This is a genomic window from Chitinophaga pollutisoli (assembly GCF_038396755.1).
GTDB classification, from domain to species: domain Bacteria; phylum Bacteroidota; class Bacteroidia; order Chitinophagales; family Chitinophagaceae; genus Chitinophaga; species Chitinophaga pollutisoli.
In genome coordinates this window covers 5,190,109-5,207,926 of record NZ_CP149822.1, presented here as the reverse complement: position 1 = coordinate 5,207,926, position 17,818 = coordinate 5,190,109, and the positions used below count along the sequence as shown (strand labels likewise).

20 protein-coding genes and 1 tRNA gene are annotated in these 17,818 nt (G+C 50.8%); 3 read left to right on the top strand and 18 right to left on the bottom strand.

Translation table 11 applies throughout. From position 1 onward, the window contains the following. Positions 1 to 56: 56 nt before the first annotated feature. The 7 genes from WJU16_RS22225 to WJU16_RS22195 all read right to left on the bottom strand — a co-directional run bounded on the left by WJU16_RS22225 (position 57) and on the right by WJU16_RS22195 (position 4,966). Positions 57 to 971, bottom strand: coding sequence for a relaxase/mobilization nuclease domain-containing protein (locus tag WJU16_RS22225; RefSeq protein ID WP_341835590.1), 915 nt, complete (start codon positions 969 to 971; stop codon positions 57 to 59). Continuing rightward, positions 938 to 1,360, bottom strand: coding sequence for a plasmid mobilization relaxosome protein MobC (mobC, locus tag WJU16_RS22220; protein ID WP_164714348.1), 423 nt, complete (start codon positions 1,358 to 1,360; stop codon positions 938 to 940). The genes WJU16_RS22225 and mobC overlap by 34 nt, the downstream gene beginning before the upstream one ends. 172 nt (positions 1,361 to 1,532) lie before the next feature. Then, positions 1,533 to 1,742, bottom strand: a complete 210-nt coding sequence (locus WJU16_RS22215) for a hypothetical protein (protein WP_126247865.1) — start codon at positions 1,740 to 1,742, stop codon at positions 1,533 to 1,535. Between the two features lie 29 nt (positions 1,743 to 1,771). Continuing rightward, complete coding sequence (locus WJU16_RS22210) at positions 1,772 to 2,005, bottom strand: hypothetical protein (RefSeq protein ID WP_126247863.1); 234 nt, start codon at positions 2,003 to 2,005, stop codon at positions 1,772 to 1,774. Between the two features lie 2 nt (positions 2,006 to 2,007). After that, entirely contained in the window at positions 2,008 to 2,253 is a 246-nt protein-coding gene (locus WJU16_RS26190; RefSeq protein WP_394344733.1) for a helix-turn-helix domain-containing protein, read from the bottom strand. A gap of 822 nt (positions 2,254 to 3,075) precedes the next feature. Next, a complete protein-coding gene (locus WJU16_RS22200; protein ID WP_126247859.1) occupies positions 3,076 to 4,173 on the bottom strand; it encodes an IS200/IS605 family element transposase accessory protein TnpB in 1,098 nt (365 codons plus the stop codon). Beyond that, the gene (locus WJU16_RS22195) at positions 4,115 to 4,966 is read right to left on the bottom strand and encodes an RNA polymerase sigma factor (RefSeq protein ID WP_126247857.1); all 852 of its coding nucleotides are present in this window, start codon (positions 4,964 to 4,966) and stop codon (positions 4,115 to 4,117) included. Before WJU16_RS22195 ends, WJU16_RS22200 begins: the two co-directional genes overlap by 59 nt. A 172-nt stretch (positions 4,967 to 5,138) precedes the next feature. On the opposite strand from WJU16_RS22195, the gene WJU16_RS22190 reads away from it, so the two are divergent. Beyond that, a complete protein-coding gene (locus WJU16_RS22190) occupies positions 5,139 to 5,549 on the top strand; it encodes a helix-turn-helix domain-containing protein (RefSeq protein ID WP_126247855.1) in 411 nt (136 codons plus the stop codon). 51 nt (positions 5,550 to 5,600) lie between these two features. Here WJU16_RS22190 and WJU16_RS22185 read toward each other — a convergent pair whose 3' ends face one another. The 6 genes from WJU16_RS22185 to WJU16_RS22160 form a co-directional block, all read right to left on the bottom strand. Beyond that, entirely contained in the window at positions 5,601 to 6,629 is a 1,029-nt protein-coding gene (locus tag WJU16_RS22185; protein ID WP_341835589.1) for a site-specific integrase, read from the bottom strand. Continuing rightward, the gene (locus tag WJU16_RS22180) at positions 6,626 to 6,928 is read right to left on the bottom strand and encodes an Arm DNA-binding domain-containing protein (protein WP_341835588.1); all 303 of its coding nucleotides are present in this window, start codon (positions 6,926 to 6,928) and stop codon (positions 6,626 to 6,628) included. The genes WJU16_RS22185 and WJU16_RS22180 overlap by 4 nt, the downstream gene beginning before the upstream one ends. Positions 6,929 to 7,134: 206 nt before the next feature. After that, positions 7,135 to 7,207: transfer RNA gene (locus WJU16_RS22175), tRNA-Lys, on the bottom strand. A gap of 100 nt (positions 7,208 to 7,307) precedes the next feature. Then, complete coding sequence (locus WJU16_RS22170) at positions 7,308 to 9,722, bottom strand: penicillin acylase family protein (protein ID WP_341835587.1); 2,415 nt, start codon at positions 9,720 to 9,722, stop codon at positions 7,308 to 7,310. A gap of 4 nt (positions 9,723 to 9,726) precedes the next feature. Next, the gene (locus tag WJU16_RS22165) at positions 9,727 to 10,212 is read right to left on the bottom strand and encodes a hypothetical protein (RefSeq protein WP_341835586.1); all 486 of its coding nucleotides are present in this window, start codon (positions 10,210 to 10,212) and stop codon (positions 9,727 to 9,729) included. A 47-nt stretch (positions 10,213 to 10,259) separates the two neighbouring features. Continuing rightward, positions 10,260 to 11,363, bottom strand: coding sequence for an 8-amino-7-oxononanoate synthase (locus WJU16_RS22160; protein ID WP_341835585.1), 1,104 nt, complete (start codon positions 11,361 to 11,363; stop codon positions 10,260 to 10,262). 54 nt (positions 11,364 to 11,417) lie between these two features. On the opposite strand from WJU16_RS22160, the gene WJU16_RS22155 reads away from it, so the two are divergent. Next, entirely contained in the window at positions 11,418 to 12,017 is a 600-nt protein-coding gene (locus WJU16_RS22155; protein ID WP_341835584.1) for a tRNA-(ms[2]io[6]A)-hydroxylase, read from the top strand. Positions 12,018 to 12,173: 156 nt separating this feature from the next. Here WJU16_RS22155 and WJU16_RS22150 read toward each other — a convergent pair whose 3' ends face one another. From WJU16_RS22150 to WJU16_RS22140, 3 genes are all read right to left on the bottom strand, one after another. Beyond that, complete coding sequence (locus tag WJU16_RS22150; protein WP_341835583.1) at positions 12,174 to 12,611, bottom strand: hypothetical protein; 438 nt, start codon at positions 12,609 to 12,611, stop codon at positions 12,174 to 12,176. Continuing rightward, on the bottom strand, positions 12,611 to 13,351 hold the full coding sequence (locus WJU16_RS22145; protein WP_341835582.1) for a hypothetical protein: 741 nt from the start codon (positions 13,349 to 13,351) through the stop codon (positions 12,611 to 12,613). Before WJU16_RS22145 ends, WJU16_RS22150 begins: the two co-directional genes overlap by 1 nt. A 92-nt stretch (positions 13,352 to 13,443) precedes the next feature. Then, complete coding sequence (locus WJU16_RS22140) at positions 13,444 to 14,832, bottom strand: patatin-like phospholipase family protein (RefSeq protein WP_341835581.1); 1,389 nt, start codon at positions 14,830 to 14,832, stop codon at positions 13,444 to 13,446. A gap of 112 nt (positions 14,833 to 14,944) precedes the next feature. Here WJU16_RS22140 and WJU16_RS22135 point away from each other — a divergent pair, with 112 nt between their 5' ends. Beyond that, complete coding sequence (locus tag WJU16_RS22135; protein WP_341835580.1) at positions 14,945 to 16,438, top strand: MFS transporter; 1,494 nt, start codon at positions 14,945 to 14,947, stop codon at positions 16,436 to 16,438. A 97-nt stretch (positions 16,439 to 16,535) separates the two neighbouring features. On the opposite strand, the gene WJU16_RS22130 is transcribed toward WJU16_RS22135, so the two are convergent. Continuing rightward, positions 16,536 to 16,673 carry a hypothetical protein gene (locus WJU16_RS22130; RefSeq protein ID WP_341835579.1) on the bottom strand — a complete coding sequence of 46 codons (138 nt, stop codon included), beginning with the start codon at positions 16,671 to 16,673 and terminating at the stop codon, positions 16,536 to 16,538. 164 nt (positions 16,674 to 16,837) lie between these two features. Continuing rightward, positions 16,838 to 17,812 (bottom strand): GSCFA domain-containing protein, encoded by a 975-nt coding sequence (locus WJU16_RS22125; RefSeq protein WP_341835578.1) that lies wholly within the window; start codon positions 17,810 to 17,812, stop codon positions 16,838 to 16,840. Positions 17,813 to 17,818 lie beyond the last annotated feature (6 nt).

The following is a 17,818-nucleotide window of genomic DNA, read 5'->3' as shown; positions in this document are numbered from 1 at the left end:
TGAGATCACAGTACGATTAAGGTGGTCGATCAGGAATAGATCAGGGCTGCCGCCGCTTACGGCCTGGTGGCAGGTAATGCTGGCGCGCTCCAGGAATCTACGGGCAGCTCCAGGTGATCCTGAAGCCAAAACCTTCTCAACCGCCTGACGCAACCGGCGCCGCTTCTGCATTCCCAATACGCGGTTTGCGTCCATCTTTTTTCAAGCGCGGCAAGCACTGGCCGGCCGTAAATGCTACTCGCCGCGATAGGAATACCAACTTTACCGCCCTCGCTGTCCACAATCGAAAAGGTCAGCCCCCGATGGCTCCAGCATCGGCTCCCAGGTAATCCGGGGTCTGCAATTACATTGTAGTACCTCAAAACGGCATTCAGTTCCTCTAGTGAGGCGTATCGGAAAGTGGAGGTTATTTCTCGGACGATATTGGAAATAGCAGCTTTAGTCTCGGCTTTGCCGTATGTTACTGGTGTCATAACCGCAGGGAGATCGACCCGTTGGCGGCGACCTTCGGCCACAACCAGGCCATAGATTTGCTCCAGTGCCTTCCTGGCGGGCTCCGATTTCTCCCGTCCGATGTTATGAAGGCTGATTGCTTTACCATCTGTTCGGATATTCGTTGTAACGATATGGATATGCGGATGCCCCGCATCGTGATGCTGATAAACCAGAAATGGCTGGTCCGCGAAACCGATCCGCTGCATGTAATCGGCGGCGAGATACTGGAGCGTACCAAGCACCAGTTGTTCGCCAGGAGCAAAGTTGAGTGAGATATGAACGGTGTTTGTTTTCACCTTTTTATTTCTTTTGATGAGTGAATCGAACCGGGCGAGTTTCTGCCAGACTGCCAAATCGTCTGCATCGCATCCGAAGCGGGAAGAAAGGATCAACGTCGCCTTTCCCTCGGCCAACTTCGATTCGTTGTAATGCAAAGCAGACTTTATCGACCTGCCGCAGGATATTTTGGCAACCATACTTTAGCGATATGCGTGACGAGTTCCAGAAGCCGGTCGATCTTGGGTTCGATTTTTTCGTACCGGTCTAAGGCTGTTCTGGCGTAAAAAGCCTTCCGCTGTGGTTCAGGGTATGTATTGAAATGTTTTGTTATCTGATTTATATTCACGCCGATGGCACGGATTTCTCCGCGAAGGGCCGCAAGCTCCTCCATCACGGTATCGAGGCTCCGATCATAAGTGATTGTCCTGATGACGCGGTTGTGAAGAATGTCGCGGATCAGCCCGGCCATTTCGTTATGCTCGGAACGGCAAAGTAGCAACTGGAGTTCCTCGAACTTCGCGGATGTAACCCGCGTTTCAACGCGGTGAACGAGTGCAATTTCTTCTGGAGTTTTCTTTCTTGCCACGGTAAAATATTTAGCGACAGCACCGCTTTGCCGCGCAGGCAAAGCCATTGTTGTCTACAACAATACATCTTGCTCCCTGCCGCGAAGGCAGGGAGATACATTCACCCCTTTCTGTGGAAGGCGGCTCATGTAATTGAGTGAAAGACGGCGGAAGATGTGCTCCGCGGGGATGCTAGGAATCTTCAAAAGGCGGTTCCTGTTGCCTCAGCCCGGTGACAATGGAGGTGATTTCCACCACCAGGATCATCTTGACCATATCATCTTTCAATTGGGGAAATTCACCGGCAATCAGTTCGATCTCGGCTTCGTCGAGAATGCGAGCGAACCCGGTGTCTTCATCGTAGATGCCCCAAGCCTCCGGAAATTTCCGTACTACCCACATAAGCATCTGTTTTTATATATAAAAGCGAATCAGTTGAGACGCCGGTTATACAGCGAAGGCTGCATCACGAACACGCCGACGATCCACTTGTGGGCGATCCCTTTCCATCGGAGGTAGGTTTCGCCACGGGTATTACACCAGTTCTTTGCCTCATAGAAGAGGAAAAAGTCTCGGGCTTCCTTGTCGGGCAATCCCTTTTGCTGAAAGTAAATCAGCACATGCTCGAAGCGCGGCGGAACGCCGTCAGGGTTTCTCTTACTCATACTTATGCCTTTTTGGCACCCTTCAGCGGAACTGAATTCCGATGAAAATGCTGGCGCCGGTCCTGCAATACCTTGTTGATTTCATCCGCATTGTAGAAAATGGTTCCACCGATTTTCGTGAATGGAAGGGTGCCGTTTGCCCGAAGGTTGAGCAAAGTACCGGGAGAGCAATCCAACAGTCTGCATACCTGTTGGGTCTTTACCCAGCTTCTTCCGGCTGGTGGAGCCCCGCTCTTTTCAGTAAGCATTCGGCGCAACGCCTGCACCAATTCCTCCTGGAACTGCTGGAGATCTCCGAGCGTTACCAATTGATCTCTGTATATCGCCCTGCGGCTGCTCGCTGGCTCTTTCTGTGATCTGTCCATTTTCACAGCGTTTTCCCAAAAGTATTGCCGTGGGGAAGCGGACTTTCATAGTCACTTTCCTAGTTTGGAAAAAAACTTCGACCGGGCGAGCCGGCCAAAGGCTTGTAATAAATGGATCGGTTTCACTCCAAAAAATCAGGCATTTATGAAACTATACAGAAGGGGAGAATTGAAAAAAGCTCCCCGTTTACTTATGATATTTTTCAACTGTTGGCAATTTTTTCTGAATGGACGATGTAGAAACATCGTCCCGCTTATCCCATGTTGCATTCGTCCCTTAACCCATGTATGAAGAATAAGTTAGATTCAGTTAAACGGGACAATGTAGAAACAATGTCCCTTGCGTTCATGCTATAAATCGAAGATATGACTCCACAAAGTTGCGTTCAATAAAATGAAGGGACGGTGTAGAAACATCAACCAATTCAGCAGCTTTTGTTATATTGGCAGACGAAACTAAATCTCGGAACCAAAATAATCCTGTTGTATCCCGGATCTTACAAGCACCAGGAAGAGCAGTTGTTTAGCTAAACCCATATAACCAGATCGCCCATATTGTCCAGCCTGTAAACCAGATCGCCCACATTGCTTCCCGTTTTTCTTTCAAACCGTAGATGATATGGTTGTTTAGATTCAGGTTTAGTGAGTGCATCTTGCCTCACTCTGCGGGTGAACAAGCACCCTCAAATTATATCAAAGAACTTTTCATTCTGAAATGACCTTAATACCCGCCTGTTCAGCCTTATACCGTATTTTCTCTTTCAGCCCATGATAACTCCAGTTCCGCAATAAAAACTCATCTACCTTTGCATATTCCTCTTTCTCCTCTTGCCGTTCCAGAACAAGCGTACCAGCGTTCAGCTTGACGCACATATCCACCAGCATTTTGCTGTATAAATGCAACTTGTTGTTAACGTAATTCAGTTCCTTTTCTGCAAAAGCATGTAAACGTTGCTTCTGTCGTTTCATACCATTTTTTGCCCGACAATACTTCAGAGAACGCTGAATGCGAGATCTGGCATGTTGGATTGCGACGCGCCGGTAAAGGAAGTCTTCCTTTGTCCCAATCTCGTATCGTTTACTCTGAAATCGCAAAATGATCGGAACTTCCAGACTCAACGATGCTTCGGCAATCAGTTCAGGATTCAGCTCGCGGTACTCCTTTGGGAATTTGAATACAGCCAACAAAAAAATTTTGCTTTTTTCAATCTTTATCGAACTAATGCCAAGTTTGTATTCACCATTCAAATATCTCTCCCACATAACACGCTTATCGGTGTAATCGCTTCCGAAGTATGTTTGAAAATGCAACCCATAAACCGAGAATGTGTAATAATTTCCCTTCTCTACCAGCGTCATTTTCCGAAAAGCTGAAGGAGGCAATGGAATCGGAATGGTTCTCTTATAGTTTCTCACAGATCGTTCCCCCTTTTGATATGCAGTACGTTCGGAGTTATATTTAGTTACGAGCAAATTGTTCAATGTTCCTAAAATCGTCATTGGCAAGTCACCTTTAAACTTGCTGCTTAAAACCTGATATGTCGAATTCATTTTGCTAGTAGTCAAAATACCGTCGGCATCTTTCCGCATGTCAGTTAGTTTGATTTTCATATCGTCATTTATATACATAATCTCCTTCACTTGTTCCTGGAGGAAGTGGTGGGTAAAAATGTAATTGGCTGCCCGGAAGCAGATATGACGCCACATACGCAATGTTGCCCATGTGTCCGCCCGCACTACCGGATCATCGCTTCCAATCAACAATTGAATTTTTCTTGTTACTATTACTTCTTTTTGCGGCATTTGGATTCGTCGTTTTAAGGATTTCGACTGCGTCGAAGTATAGATTTAATATTCTTTCCGGCGTCTTACCGAGTTTAATTGAAATTTGGTCAAAGCTCAGGCGGCTATATGCGCGCAGCCTATAAACTTCCGCCTGTTCCGGTGTCAAGCTCAGCCTGTAACGCTCTTCGATATACTGTTCAAGCGGCGTCCTGATCGTCATCTGCGTTTTTATTAAGTATTCCTTTAATGTGTTCGTGCTTTTACGGATCATTCGGGCGATGGTCTGATAGGGCACTTTAAACTTTTGGGCTATTTCCTTCTCGGAAAGGCCATAGTGCGCATAGAGGCGCATCACATTTTGCTTTGTAGCCGGTAAGTATCGGATGGCTTTCAGGATAGCATCAAGCTGGGCATCCTTCACATCGATTTCTTCAAAATTCAGTGCGTCTTCCTCCCAGCTGACACTCGCGTGGAAGGTATTCTCGGCATAGTCGATATAACTTACCCTACGGCTGAATTTCCCAACGGCTGACGCGAAATAGGCACTGCATTCCCACCGAACACAAAGGCGCAAGAATCGCAAAAGGTGGAGGGCACTGGTGATCCGCTCCCGGAGATACCACGCTTTGAGAAAGGCTTCCTGCAGAAATGTGCTAACAAGGAAATCGTCGTTTACAATCTGCATACCGTGAAAATACACGGGGCCGTGGAGGTGCTTATAAAAAAAGTTAAGCCCCATTTCATCACCCACCTTGAAAAGCTGGAAGTAGTGAAGGTTCTGTATCGTGCCCCGAAGAACTTCATATTCCATATCGAAAAATTTATGTGATTTTGAATTTCTCGTTATGCTTCAAAGTTCCGCACAGTGCCCGTTGTAACCTACCACTGAAGGTTGTACTTTACCACGATTCCCTTGTATTTTACAACCGGGATTTCAAGTATTAGCATTTTCGTTATATTTGGGCATCGAAATACCTTTAACCATGCGCACTACGAATTCACCGCATATCGGACAAAATGTAAAGGCTTTACTTGCCCTACTGAACATTAAACAGGAAACGCTCGCGTCTGAGTTGGACGTGAGCCAGCAGCAGGTATCGAAAATTCTGCAAAAGGAAGAAATCGACAAAGCACTGCTCCAGCAGATTGCAGATGTGATGAATATTCCCGTGGAAGCTATTGAAAACTATTCAAGCGAAGCGTTTGTGCAGTTTATCGGGAACACGTATCACATCAATACGCACGACAATTCTAACCAGGCGCAATACCAATATCAGCCGTCCTTCAACTATGCTGACAAACTTGTTGAGTATCTGGAAAGAACCATTAAAGAAAAGGATACGCAAATAGATAAGCTGAAAGCGGAGTTGGAGGCATTAAAGAAAAAGCACTAATCGAACTTCAGTCAATAGAAAAAGGGAGCTTGCAGCTCCCTTTTTCGTTACTCAAACTGCAATTGCTGGATCTTCCCATTGTGAGAGCAGGTGCTGCATTTCCACTACCTTCAATTCCCCCTTCACGGTAAACAACTTCTTCTCCAGATCGCTCATATTAACACTTATGTTTCTATTTGACACACGGGCATAAATTTGCGTAGTGCGGATATTTGTATGCCCCAGCATCTTACTCACCGTTTCCAGGGGGATGCCATTGTCAAGGCAAACCGTTGTTGCGAAGGTGTGCCGTGCTACGTGGGTAGACAACGTCACGCCAATTTCACAAATGTCCCCGACTTCCTTCAGATAACCATTGTAGTGCTGATAAGACCTTACCGGAAGTAGACAATTATTGGCGATGCAATACGGATCATCTACATACATATCTACGATCGCGGCGGGTATCGGCAGCAGGGGGAGGCACTCAGGGTTCCCGGTTTTTAGCCGGTCGATCTTGATCCACCGTTTCCCGTCATTTCCTATGAAAATCATATCACGCCTCAAATCCTGCACTTCTTGAAATGCATAGCCCGTGAAGCAGGCAAAAAGGAACACATTGCGAACATGGTCGAGCCTGGGTATAAAAGACTTTCGACTCAGTCGGATGATCTCCGGCATCGTCAGGCATAGCCTGGGAGGTTGCTTGTAGGTAGTTTTAAAGCCTGCCCATGGGTTCTTATTCAGCCATTCCTTTCTGTCCGCAATCGTGAGCAATTCCTTGGTATTTTTTAGGTATTTCATCGCCGTGTTCTTCTTTATACCATGCTGAACTAATAAAAACTGCAGGAAATCATCGCATAGGGAACTGTGAACCTGCGAAAGAGAAATATCCCATTTGTGGAACGTGAAGTGAAGGAATGCTCGCAATTTGTTTTTCGTAACCTTCCACCGCTTCAAAGTATTGGGGGAGCGTTCGCCCACCTTAACGAGCTGCGCCAGTTTGCTATACTTATAGTTCAATGCCTGCAACAGGGTACGTTCCGGCGGCGGGGGAGCTGATTGTTCCTTTACGAGTTCACCGGAGTATGATCGTTTCAACAGATCGGCCGATACCCGTGCATAATGCTGGGAGAGAAAAAATAATGGGTGTTGAGGTCGGTAAGAATTTGGGAAATCTCACTGGACATTTGCATGGCTTCTTTTTTCTCAGGGTGTACGGAGACATTCACATTCTCGCGCTCCTGATCCCAAAAATCGGGGAGAATTTTTCGGCCGAGGGAAAATTCAGCCCGTTCACCGTCAACCGTAATTCTGGCCCAAATCGGCGCTTTGCCGTCCTTACTTGCTTTCTTCTTCGAGAGGAAGAATAAGATGGAAAGATGTTCGTTAACTTTCATTTCGCACAAGTTTTTAGGTTTTTGAATAAGCCTAAAACCGCTACGCAATCAATGGTAGGGGACCTAATTTACGATCCCCGAATAGGTCTCCGAACAGGTCCCCGAATGATCTGATAGACTTTGTGCTTTCTTGTGCGAATTATTCCGTAAAACCCAGGAGTGGTGAAGGGTTTAAACGAAAAAGGCGCTATTTCTAGCGCCTTCTGTGATCCCGCTGGGACTCGAACCCAGGGCCCATACATTAAAAGTGTATTGCTCTACCAACTGAGCTACAGGATCATCCCCGTTTCGTTTGGGATTGCAAAGATAGGAATTAAATATTTTCTGCCAAATATTTCAGAAATTAATTTCTATCCGTCTCCTGAAACCAGCCGCCAGCCTACCTTGCAGGCGTGAAAAATATTTTACGCACTTTCGCATCCGTACTTTCCCTTTCGTCATATACATGCAGCGAGTAATATTTCCCCGCCACCCAATCATCCACCATATTATCGTAATACGGACTGCCCGGATTACCGCTCTGACCACCGGGATAAATCCCCCAGCCCCTCGGCTCCTCCCCTAATTCCACAACCATCCGCCACGACGGGCCGTGCGTCTTCTTCGTCGCATTCACAATATGCGCGCCACCACCCGTCCGAAGACCCATCCGGCTGAAGGCGGGAATACTCCGCGTCAAATGACGGATGTCTGTCCCGCGATTCCCACCCAGCGATAAATCCCCTCGGGCCGAAATTGCCGCCGCCGTGTCCGCCGCTTCCTGCAAGGCTGCCGTCACCACATCGGCCAACGTCTCCCGTGCCGGCGTACGAATGTCGTCCACGAACCGCATCGCGCTGTCGCGCATCAGCCAGTATAAAGTGGCTTCCGGAGTAGGCATCTCCCATACCAGGCTGTCTTTTAGCGGCATTTCGTCGCGCCAAATGCGTGTGTTCAGCTGTTCCCACCACAAGTTATAAACCGTGGCGGCCTTGCTGTCGGGCGAGGCCACCCCGTCCCACTGGAACAGCATCTCCCAATACGGACGTTGCGCCGCGGTCAGTTTGGCGGGCATCACGTAATCTGCGAGGAATGGCACGGCACTAACGGCCAGGCGGTTGGTATTGTCGTTCTGCAGGCGCATCATGTCTTCCGGCGTAATGTTTTGCATGGCGCTCAGGCGCTCCTGCAATTGTAATCCGCGGAACGAAGTATAATACCCGAACATCCGGTAAGGGAAAGTACTGTCGGCAGGATGTTGGTTGGCCGACTGCACAAATCCCTGCACAGGGTTCTGAATATGCGGATTCTCGCTCATGGGAATATACCCCTGCCAGGCAAAGGTGCTGTCGCCTCCGGGCATCACGAACTTACCCTGGTCTTTCCAGCGCAGCGGATGCTTGCCGTTCTGCCAGATCGCAATGCCATCCTGCCGGCCGGCGAACAGGAAATTCTGGGCGGGACTGCTCCAGATCGACAGCGCCCCGGTAAAATCGGCGTAATTCTTCGCGCGGTTAAGCCGGTAAAGGCTGAGCAACTCGTTGGAGGCATCGTGCGCGGTCCAGCGCATGGCCAGATAGCCATTGCCGAAACCCTCGCCGCCAAAACCGGGATCATAGAGCACCGGCCCCCACACTGTATATGCCACCGTGTCCTGGAAAGGCTCCCGGCCTTTGATACGGATTTCCTCCACCCGCAGATCCGCCTTGCGCCACTCACCGTTGAAACGGTATTCACGCTTGCCATTGCGGAACTCCATGGTATAATAATCCAGTACGTCCATATACCCGTTCGTCAGCCCCCAGCCGATATGATCGTTAAATCCGATGATCAGGCCGGGCGCGCCGGGGATAGATACGCCATACATCTTCGCATCTGGCGTACTGAGCTGCATTTCATAAAATATCGAAGGTAACGACAAGGATAAATGCGGATCGTTGGCGAGGATCGGCGCTCCGTTTTTCGTTTTAGCCGCCGCTATCGCCCAGTTGTTGGACCCGTTATCCGGATCGGGACGGGAACCGGGCCTGAATGCACCAATCCCTTCCGTTTCCACGCTATCAGGAGGAGGAACTGCTTTCAGTGACCCGGCCGGGAAAGGCGTGCCCACCGGAATGATCGGCGCGATCACATCCGGCCAATCGGGATACAACTGGTTGAAGATATCCTTCCCGAAACGCTGGCGTGCATTGGAGTACGCGATATCGTCGCCTGTGGAAGCCAGGTCGTAGGCCATATATTTGATCAGCAGGGCTGATTTCAGTTTGGTCCACGGCTCAGGCGCGTAGCCCAGCAACTTATATTCCAAGGGATAGTTGCGCTCGCGGAGGGTTTTGATATAGGCGTTCACCCCGTCGGCATACGCTCCGGTGATGAGTTTCGACACAGGATCCGCATCCATGGCCTTTACCGCCTGTTCAGCGGCGTATACCATGCCTTCACGGCGCTTCAGCCGGTCGTAAGCCAGGAGCCCTTCGCCCAGGATCTCGCTGAGGCGGCCGGCGGCTGCATGCGTCTGTAGTTCCATTTGCCAGAGCCGGTTGGAAGCATGGATATAACCCTGTATGTAATAAGCGTCGTAATCGTTCCGCGCGAAAACATGGGCTACCATGCGCTCGTCGAACCACACACTGGCGGAGTCTTTCAGCTCCGGAAGCGACAGCTGTGCCGTGGCCGCACCGGCGCCCGCAGGCTCCGCATGTACCCAGAAGCCGTGCTGCGGACTGAACAACATTCCGAAAGCAGGCTTGTTGGCAAAACGATGATTGAGCGCCCAGACGAGGGCGACGGTCAGCAGTAAGGGAAGGATTCTCATAACGTTACATGGTAGCCGGTTCGGCCAGGAAGATGTCGATAACTTTATTGCCAATGTCTTCGTACATGCCAAAGATTTTTTTCAGTGCGGCGAATAATTCCTTGTAGTTGGTAAAAACTGGTATGGGAATGACGGGACCTTCATATCCCATTTGCGCCGGTATAAGGGAAAACTTACCGCCAACCCGGGTATCGTGATCCAGGTCGAACGCCATATCCACTTCTATTCTGCCCTCTTTCAGCGAAATTTTCAGGCCGGAACCAAGCCCCTTGATGGACCGGGTATCGTCCACACCTTCTACCTGGTAGAGGAAATTTGCGGGATCATAGACAGTTTTGAGGAAGCCAAACTCCATGATCATATCCTGGGCTTCGGTTACGCTATGGTCGGTGAATGCCGGCATCGTTTGAAACTGCGCAGCGAAAGCATGGTACCAGGATACAAATTCAACCTCTTCTAATACTTTTTTCCAGACGGGATGCATCTCCATAAAATAGTTTTAGAAGGTTAGGAAATCTATTGTTAATATACGCCTTTTCAGGAATATGCCAAGACAGCGGCGGCCAGGTTTTCCACTTCTTCTACACTATTAAAACTATGCAACACCACCCGCAGGCGCTCCTGACCTTTTGGAACGGTGGGATGTAAAATGGCCCGTACGTCCATGCCTTTCTCCTGCAAATGCTGCGCCAGTCCGCGCGCATGCGCGTTTCCAGGTGCCATCACCAACTGGATCGGGGTTTCGCTCCGCCCACCCAACCGGGAAGCAAACAGCTGTATGAGCCGCTGCAGGTGCTTCCGCTCGGCATCCAGGTCCGGAAAAACATCGTAAGCGGCGAGTAGCACCGCCACGGCCTGCGGAGGCAATGCAGTCGTATAGATGAAAGGGCGGCAAAAATTGATGAGGTAGTCGCGCAGTACCGGGGAACCCAGCACCACCGCGCCGTGGCACCCCACGGCCTTGCCGAAGGTATGTACCCTGGCGAAGCATCGGCCCTGAAGCCCCAGCAGCTGCACCAGGCCCTCGCCTTTTTCGCCCACAACGCCCGTGGCGTGGGCCTCGTCCACAATCAGGAAAGCGCCATGCCGGTTGCATAAAGCGGAAATCTCCACCAGCGGCGCCAGGTCGCCATCCATGCTGTACACCGACTCCACGGCCACAAAGATCCTGCCGTCGGCATTGGCGAGCTTTTTCTCCAGATCGTGGAGATCGTTGTGAAGGAAGGAAAAAGACTGCGCGGCCGACAGCCTGATGCCGTCGCGGATAGAGGCATGAATAAACTGATCGTAGATGACCACATCCCCTTTCTGGGGAACGCAGGCAAAGAGGCCCAGGTTGGCGTCGTACCCGGAATTGAATAGCAGGCCAGCCGACGCTTCATGGAAACCGGCGATGAGCTTTTCCGCGGCTTCCACCAGTTCATAATTTCCCGCAAGAAGCCGGCTGCCGCCGCTGCCATGGACCTGCGGAAGCTGCCGGCAGATCTGCAGCGCCTCTTCCTGGATGCGCTCATTCCGTGCCAGGCCGAGGTAGTCGTTGGAACAGAAATCCACGAGCTGGCCGGGCGTGCGCAACTGGCGGAACGCGTGCTTTTCCCGGCGCTTGTCGAGGGCGATGCGGAGAAAGTCTTCTTTTTGCATGCTTCAAATCTAATTATCTTATCTGTAACTTTGCCTTTTCAATATCAACAGCGTATGAGCAGTAAAGTTTCGATTCTCGGCCTGAAATTACCCACAGACCCGCGCTGGGTGAACCTTGCGGCAATTTCCCTGGAAGAAATCCTGACCGATCATGCTTTTTGCGAACAGAAGGCGGCCACGTCGGCGATTTCGCTCATACAACGTTATCCCGAGCGGGCGCGACTGGTCGACGAACTGGCGCCGATCGTGACGGAGGAATGGGGGCACTTCCGCCAGGTGCTCGCAGAAATGAAGAAACGCGGCTTCGCACTGGGTAAGCAGCGGAAAGATTTATATGTAAATGAACTGATGAATTTCCAGCAGCGGGGCGGAGCACCGGATGCAGTACTGCTCGATCGCTTACTGCAGTTCGCCCTGATCGAAGCGCGGAGTGCGGAGCGGTTCCGCTTGTTGAGTGAAGGGCTGGAAGATGCTTACCTGAAAGAGTTCTATCGCAAATTCATGATTTCCGAAGCGGGGCATTACCGGCTGTTTATCGACCTGGCGAATGAATACCTTCCCGAAGAACGCGTACGCCAGCGGTGGACGGAATGGCTGGAATTTGAGGCGGACATGATCGCGAAGCTCCCGGTGCGCGGCGACCGGATGCATTGACGGACCTGCAGGATTGATAAATATCCAAAGCATTTCCCGCACGACAACCTTCAACTTACAACTCAACGGGAAGCTACTTGTTATCGTACAATTGCCTTCCAGTTTCATAGCGGCGGATTTCTTCATTGGATTTCCACAGCATTTCACCCGTTATTTCTACCCACTTTCCGGGAAAATGTTGTTTGCAATATGTCGCAATGATATCGTGTGTTCCCGGTTGGCTGAAATCTTCATCCCTGAACCCCGGATCCAGGTGCTTCTTTTCGGCATACAGGCGGCGCCATTTATTATACATGTAAAGATAGTGCAGGACATGGAAACGCTCATCCGTTGCAGGTCTTTCACACTAGCGCCCTGCATAACGGCATGTTCAAAACGCCGGTAAACGGTGTTGAAATTCCGGTTCAAAACGTCAGCCACCGCAGTTATCGATTGATTTTCCAGCATCACATTTCCATGCTCATACGCCACGATGACATCAGCCTCCTTCAATTGAAGGCGCAACTGCAAATCGCCAAGCATAATATTGCGTTTGTTATGCATCAGGTCACCGGACGAATAAAAAGCGAATAATCGGTTGAGATCGCCCAACATCAAAAATGGAAACCCAGGTTTACATATGCCTTGAGAATCTGCGCCTGGTCGCTGTACATGAGGGTTGCCTCCATCGGGCCCAGCTTGGTGCTGTAAGCCAGCGTAAGGCCATATCCCGTTACATAGCGGTAGTTGGTTTCCAGGTTGCCGATGAGGTCGTATACGGCGGCGGATACCCGCGGGATGGCAAAGATATTGCGAAGGGCTTCGTATTGCCAGCCCAGCTGCAGCGCGCCTACGCTGGCCGTGCTTACTTCCCCGTCATACAGCCCTACAAATGGTATCTGGCCCCGACTGAAATCCGTAACGCCGCCGATCCTGAAATCATTAACAAGGAGCTGGTTATAGTTGAAATTGAAGCCCGCATAGGCCCCCATCATCAGCGACGATTTCCGGCCCAAAGACACGTAATAATTCGATTTGAAGGAAAGCCGCGTATAGTTATTAAATCTAAAGCCGATACTGTCCAGCCGTAGATCGTGACCGTTCAGGCGCACAAACATATCCGGATGCTGGCTATGCACGGCGCCTGCTTCTAAATTGATGGTGGCGCCCCGGGTCGGGAATTGCTGGCGGTCGAGGGTATTTAACCCGAAAAAGACGTAGGAATTCAGCTGATTGGTGTTTCCGTCGATCTGGATGTTGGGTGAAAGTTTAGGCTTCACGCGGATATATTCCCACCGGGATCCAATCCCTACGGCCATGACGCGGTTCAGCATAAATTGCAGCGAACCGCTCACATTGGCGTATTTGTTACGGTATTCCAGCTCCTTACGGAAATCCGAATAGAAGCTCAGCGGGTTGTTCTCGTAATAGGCACCCAGACCGAATCCTACGTTCCGCTTGCGGCCGAGGTATTTGAAGAACTCCCCCGAAGCCGCGGATTTTCACTGATGGCCGCAGACACGAGTGCGCGGCTGTTGGGCACGATGAAATTTCGCTGCGTCACGTTCACAATGGCGCTGACACTTGTATAAGTATTATAGTGCAGGGCAAATTTGACGTACGTCAGGGGATTCTCCTCCACCTGGATATCCAACTCGCTGCGGCCGTAGCCGAGCGGACGAAGATTATAGGTGATCTGTTTATAGAACCGGGTGCCGTATACGTTAAGAATGGCTTCGCGGATCATATCAGGCGTATAACACCCCCCGGGCTCCAGCCCCAGTCTGCCGCGGAAGAATTTTTCGTCAGAGTGTACCAGTCCGGCCACGGCGATCCCGGCGATTTCGATGTCGGGCACCACCGGCAGGCGATTTTTCGGTAGTGCGGCGATGGGGTAAAGCGCGTTCAGGGAATCGGCCATCCGTTTGAAAACGGGGTACATCTCCCTCCCTTTGCGCTTCCCGATTTCGATGATGGAATCTACACTGCCGAAACTGGCGGCGGAATAACGGTTCAGTTCGGGTTCGATGTATACGTCCGTGAGCTTCCTGGCTTCCACGAAATCGGCCGCGTCTTTATAGAAACCCAGCTGGTAGAGGATATCGATGGGGGTATTCAGTTCCTCGGCGGTGCGTAAACCACCGCTTACGTTGCTGCCGATAACGATATCCGCCCCCATTTCCCGGACGGTGGTGGTGGGAAAGTTTCGAACCACGCCGCCGTCCACCAGCTTGCGCCCGTCAATCCGGACGGCTGTAAAAATCGAGGGAATAGCCATGCTCGCACGGATCGACTGCACGATTTCACCTTTATCCAGGGTAACGATATCTCCGGTAGCCACATCGGTGGCGATGCATTTAAAAGGAATGTTGAAGCGGGTGAAATCCTTTACATCGCGCACCGGCCAATGCATTTTGGCTAGTTCCAGCCACAGTTGTTCGCCGGAGATCACGCCCGAGGTGAGTTTCGGTTTTCCATACTCGAAAGGGATTTCGATCATGTACCGGTTGTATTCGGACCTTTCTTCGTAGCTGATATCGTCCATGACGGGCTGATTGGAAAAAAGCCCGCTCCAATCCAGCTTCCGCGCCATCACTTCGATCGAATCGCCGGAATATCCGATGGCATAGAGCGATCCCACGATACTTCCCATGCTCGTGCCCGTGAGATAATCGACACGCAACCCCGCACTGTCGATCGCCTGGAGGATGCCGATATGCGCCAGCCCTTTGGCGCCGCCACCGCTCAGGGTGACTCCTACCTTGGCCCTTTGGGCCGAAAGCGTATAAGGATATAGTCCCGCAGTCAGCAATAAAATGAGAAAAATCCGCAGCATCAGGTATTTCCGAGGTAGTTTCTTAAAGTTAACGGTTAAAACAATGCAAAACTCCCGAAGGTTGGAAACATTCCGGTTATTTTTTATCTTTTCCGGATAACAATTTCACTTTATGAATGTATCCAACCCGAAGCAGAATATCTGGCAGGTGATATTCGCTTCTTCAGCGGGAACCCTTATCGAATGGTACGACTTCTACATTTTCGGTAGCCTCTCCCTGATCCTGGCAGAAAAATTCTTCCCCGACAGCAATCCTACCCTGGCATACATCGCCACATTGGCCACGTTCGCCATCGGCTTCGTGGTACGCCCTTTCGGCGCCATCGTATTCGGCAGGCTAGGCGATATGGTAGGCAGGAAATACACCTTCCTGCTCACCCTGCTCATCATGGGCGGCAGCACCTTTGCCATCGGGTTGATCCCCAGCTACGCCACTATCGGCGTCTTCGCTCCCATCCTCGTCCTCATCCTCAGGCTGGCGCAAGGGCTGGCCCTGGGTGGTGAATATGGCGGCGCGGCCACGTATGTGGCGGAGCATTCCCCTGCAAACCGGCGCGGGTATTTCACCAGCTTCATCCAGACCACCGCTACTCTTGGCCTCTTTGTATCGCTGGGCGTCATCCTCGCCACAAGACTCATGATGACACCGGAATCCTTCAACGACTGGGGCTGGCGCATTCCCTTCTGGCTGAGCATCTTCCTCGTGCTCATGAGCTATTATATCCGCATCAAGCTCCATGAGTCCCCCTTGTTTTCCAAATTGAAGGCCGAAGGCAAAACCTCCGCCAACCCGCTGAAAGAAAGCTTCGGTAACAAAGAAAACCTCAAGCTGGTACTCCTCGCCCTCTTCGGCGCCACCATGGGCCAGGGCGTGGTTTGGTATACCGGACAGTTCTATGCGCTCTCCTTTCTTCAAAACACCATGAAGATCGAGTTCATACAATCAAACATCATCATCGCTACCGCGCTGCTTTTCGGCACCCCGCTTTTCCTCCTCTTCGGCCACCTTTCCGATAAAATTGGCAGGAAAAAAATCATGATGGCCGGTATGCTCATCGCCGCCATCAGCTATTTCCCAATCTATAATGCCATGGACAGCACGGTAGACATGTCCCGCAAACAGGAAATCGCCGAGCGCTACCGCATTGAGAGGAATTCCTCCGAAAGCAACGGAACACAATTCGAAAGCACCCGCAAAATCCGCGAGTACACCGATGGCACCATCGTCACGGAAGTAACCGTCAACGAAAAACAACCGACCAAAGAAGTGAAACTGGGACAAAGCCAGACCATCTGGGTTATATTCCTCGTTTTCATACAAGTGGTATTCGTGACGATGGTATACGGCCCTATCGCCGCATTTCTCGTTGAGCTTTTCCCGACCCGCATCCGCTACACCTCGATGTCGCTGCCCTACCACATCGGGAACGGCATCTTCGGCGGCATGCTGCCCGCAATCGCCACGCTGTTGGTGCAACGCTATAACAACCACCTCGCCGGCCTGATTTACCCGGTCGCCATCGCCATTATCTGTTTGGTGATTGGCGTCGTGTTCATCAAGGAACGCAAATCCGCCGATGGGTTCGAAGAAGAACCGGAAGTGTAGATATCAGGGTTTCAAATACTTTCTTACAGTCTGCCGGATAATTTTCCAGGCAGACTGTTTTTTCTAAGCCCAAATCATCTGCGCCGCGCATCTCCCATTACCCCCTCATCCGATACTCCACCAGTTCAGTGATGGCCACATGATGCTCGTTCACGGTTTCCGTCAGGGTTTCCAGTTTCCGGTTGGCCACCTTTTCAAGGATCGCGGCCGACGTGATTTCTTTTTCTTTTACCATAAAAATTGTTTTGGTTTTTGTTGAATGCAAAATTATAGGGCCTGTTTTCTCTGACCAAAATATGCATATCAGTTTCAGCGTGAAATATCTCCGGAATTCGGAGAAAATAAAAAAAGCCGCGCTCAAAAGAGGCGGCTGTATGGTATTTATACCGAAAGAAGGATTTAATGTCCGAAAAAATTCAGTAAATCTCCGAAATCCAGAGATGGATGCGCCTCCTGCAACTGGCCCGCCTTCTTCGCCATCGTAGCCAGAAACTGTTTATGGGCCGGACTTCCAGGATTAAAAGGCCGATGTCCCCTCGCCCGCAAAAGCTCCGCAACCTGCCGCGCCACGTCCTGCGAAGCAGGCTGAACACACGCTTTTAGAAAATGTTCCCAAACATACTGCACCGCCTGATCATTCGGATGCACCATATCTTCCTTGTAAAACCGGTAATCCCGCAAATCATCCAGCACCAGCTCATATGCCGGGAAATAAAACAACCGGTCGAACTTATTCACCAAATGATGTACCGCCTGCAACAATACCGCCTTGCTCAGATTGTTTTCCACTACCCCATCGCGCACATAACGCACAGGGCTCACCGTAAACAGGATATTCACTTTCCGGTTCACGAAAAATAACCGGTGCATCATATTGTCCAGCGCCGCGATCACTTCATCCGCCGGCACGAGTTTCTTCGTAAACGACGCTTCCGGCACCTTATGGCAATTGCCCACCAGCTGCCCGTTTTCCTTCAGGTACCAGGCATGCGCCGAACCCAGCGTCACCACCAGCCAATCCGCCTCCTTCAGCCGCGCGGCCGCTGCGTCCTGCGAGGCATTGATCTGCGCCAGCACCCGGACTTTATCCGTTCCCGAAAAACGGGAATGATGGTCCCAGCTATGCCAGATATCCTCGTGAAGGAAAAGATCATCCGCCGTATATCGTTTATTATCCAGGTAAGAAGTCATGCTCCTGGCGATGCTCAGGGGATTGAAAAGTATGCCGTTGGGATTGAGCAGCACGTCGAATTTGTGCTGCTGCAGCCGGTGGCCGATCTCCTCCGCAAAACAGGAACCCGATAGCAACAGCTTATCGGAATATTGCATGGAAGGACCTAGCGGCTCCACCGGGAAAGTGAGGCGAAAATTCATGCTGCA

Bases quoted from the DNA above. Each gene is read 5' to 3' on its own strand.
- WJU16_RS22225 (WP_341835590.1), bottom strand. From the start codon at position 971: ATGGTTGCCAAAATATCCTGCGGCAGGTCGATAAAGTCTGCTTTGCAT.
- WJU16_RS22215 (WP_126247865.1), bottom strand. From the start codon at position 1,742: ATGTGGGTAGTACGGAAATTTCCGGAGGCTTGGGGCATCTACGATGAA.
- WJU16_RS22210 (WP_126247863.1), bottom strand. From the start codon at position 2,005: ATGAGTAAGAGAAACCCTGACGGCGTTCCGCCGCGCTTCGAGCATGTG.
- WJU16_RS26190 (WP_394344733.1), bottom strand. From the start codon at position 2,253: ATGCTTACTGAAAAGAGCGGGGCTCCACCAGCCGGAAGAAGCTGGGTA.
- WJU16_RS22200 (WP_126247859.1), bottom strand. From the start codon at position 4,173: ATGCCGCAAAAAGAAGTAATAGTAACAAGAAAAATTCAATTGTTGATT.
- WJU16_RS22195 (WP_126247857.1), bottom strand. From the start codon at position 4,966: ATGGAATATGAAGTTCTTCGGGGCACGATACAGAACCTTCACTACTTC.
- WJU16_RS22190 (WP_126247855.1), top strand. From the start codon at position 5,139: ATGCGCACTACGAATTCACCGCATATCGGACAAAATGTAAAGGCTTTA.
- WJU16_RS22180 (WP_341835588.1), bottom strand. From the start codon at position 6,928: ATGAAAGTTAACGAACATCTTTCCATCTTATTCTTCCTCTCGAAGAAG.
- WJU16_RS22170 (WP_341835587.1), bottom strand. From the start codon at position 9,722: ATGAGAATCCTTCCCTTACTGCTGACCGTCGCCCTCGTCTGGGCGCTC.
- WJU16_RS22165 (WP_341835586.1), bottom strand. From the start codon at position 10,212: ATGGAGATGCATCCCGTCTGGAAAAAAGTATTAGAAGAGGTTGAATTT.
- WJU16_RS22160 (WP_341835585.1), bottom strand. From the start codon at position 11,363: ATGCAAAAAGAAGACTTTCTCCGCATCGCCCTCGACAAGCGCCGGGAA.
- WJU16_RS22155 (WP_341835584.1), top strand. From the start codon at position 11,418: ATGAGCAGTAAAGTTTCGATTCTCGGCCTGAAATTACCCACAGACCCG.
- WJU16_RS22150 (WP_341835583.1), bottom strand. From the start codon at position 12,611: ATGTTGGGCGATCTCAACCGATTATTCGCTTTTTATTCGTCCGGTGAC.
- WJU16_RS22140 (WP_341835581.1), bottom strand. From the start codon at position 14,832: ATGCTGCGGATTTTTCTCATTTTATTGCTGACTGCGGGACTATATCCT.
- WJU16_RS22135 (WP_341835580.1), top strand. From the start codon at position 14,945: ATGAATGTATCCAACCCGAAGCAGAATATCTGGCAGGTGATATTCGCT.
- WJU16_RS22130 (WP_341835579.1), bottom strand. From the start codon at position 16,673: ATGGTAAAAGAAAAAGAAATCACGTCGGCCGCGATCCTTGAAAAGGTG.
- WJU16_RS22125 (WP_341835578.1), bottom strand. From the start codon at position 17,812: ATGAATTTTCGCCTCACTTTCCCGGTGGAGCCGCTAGGTCCTTCCATG.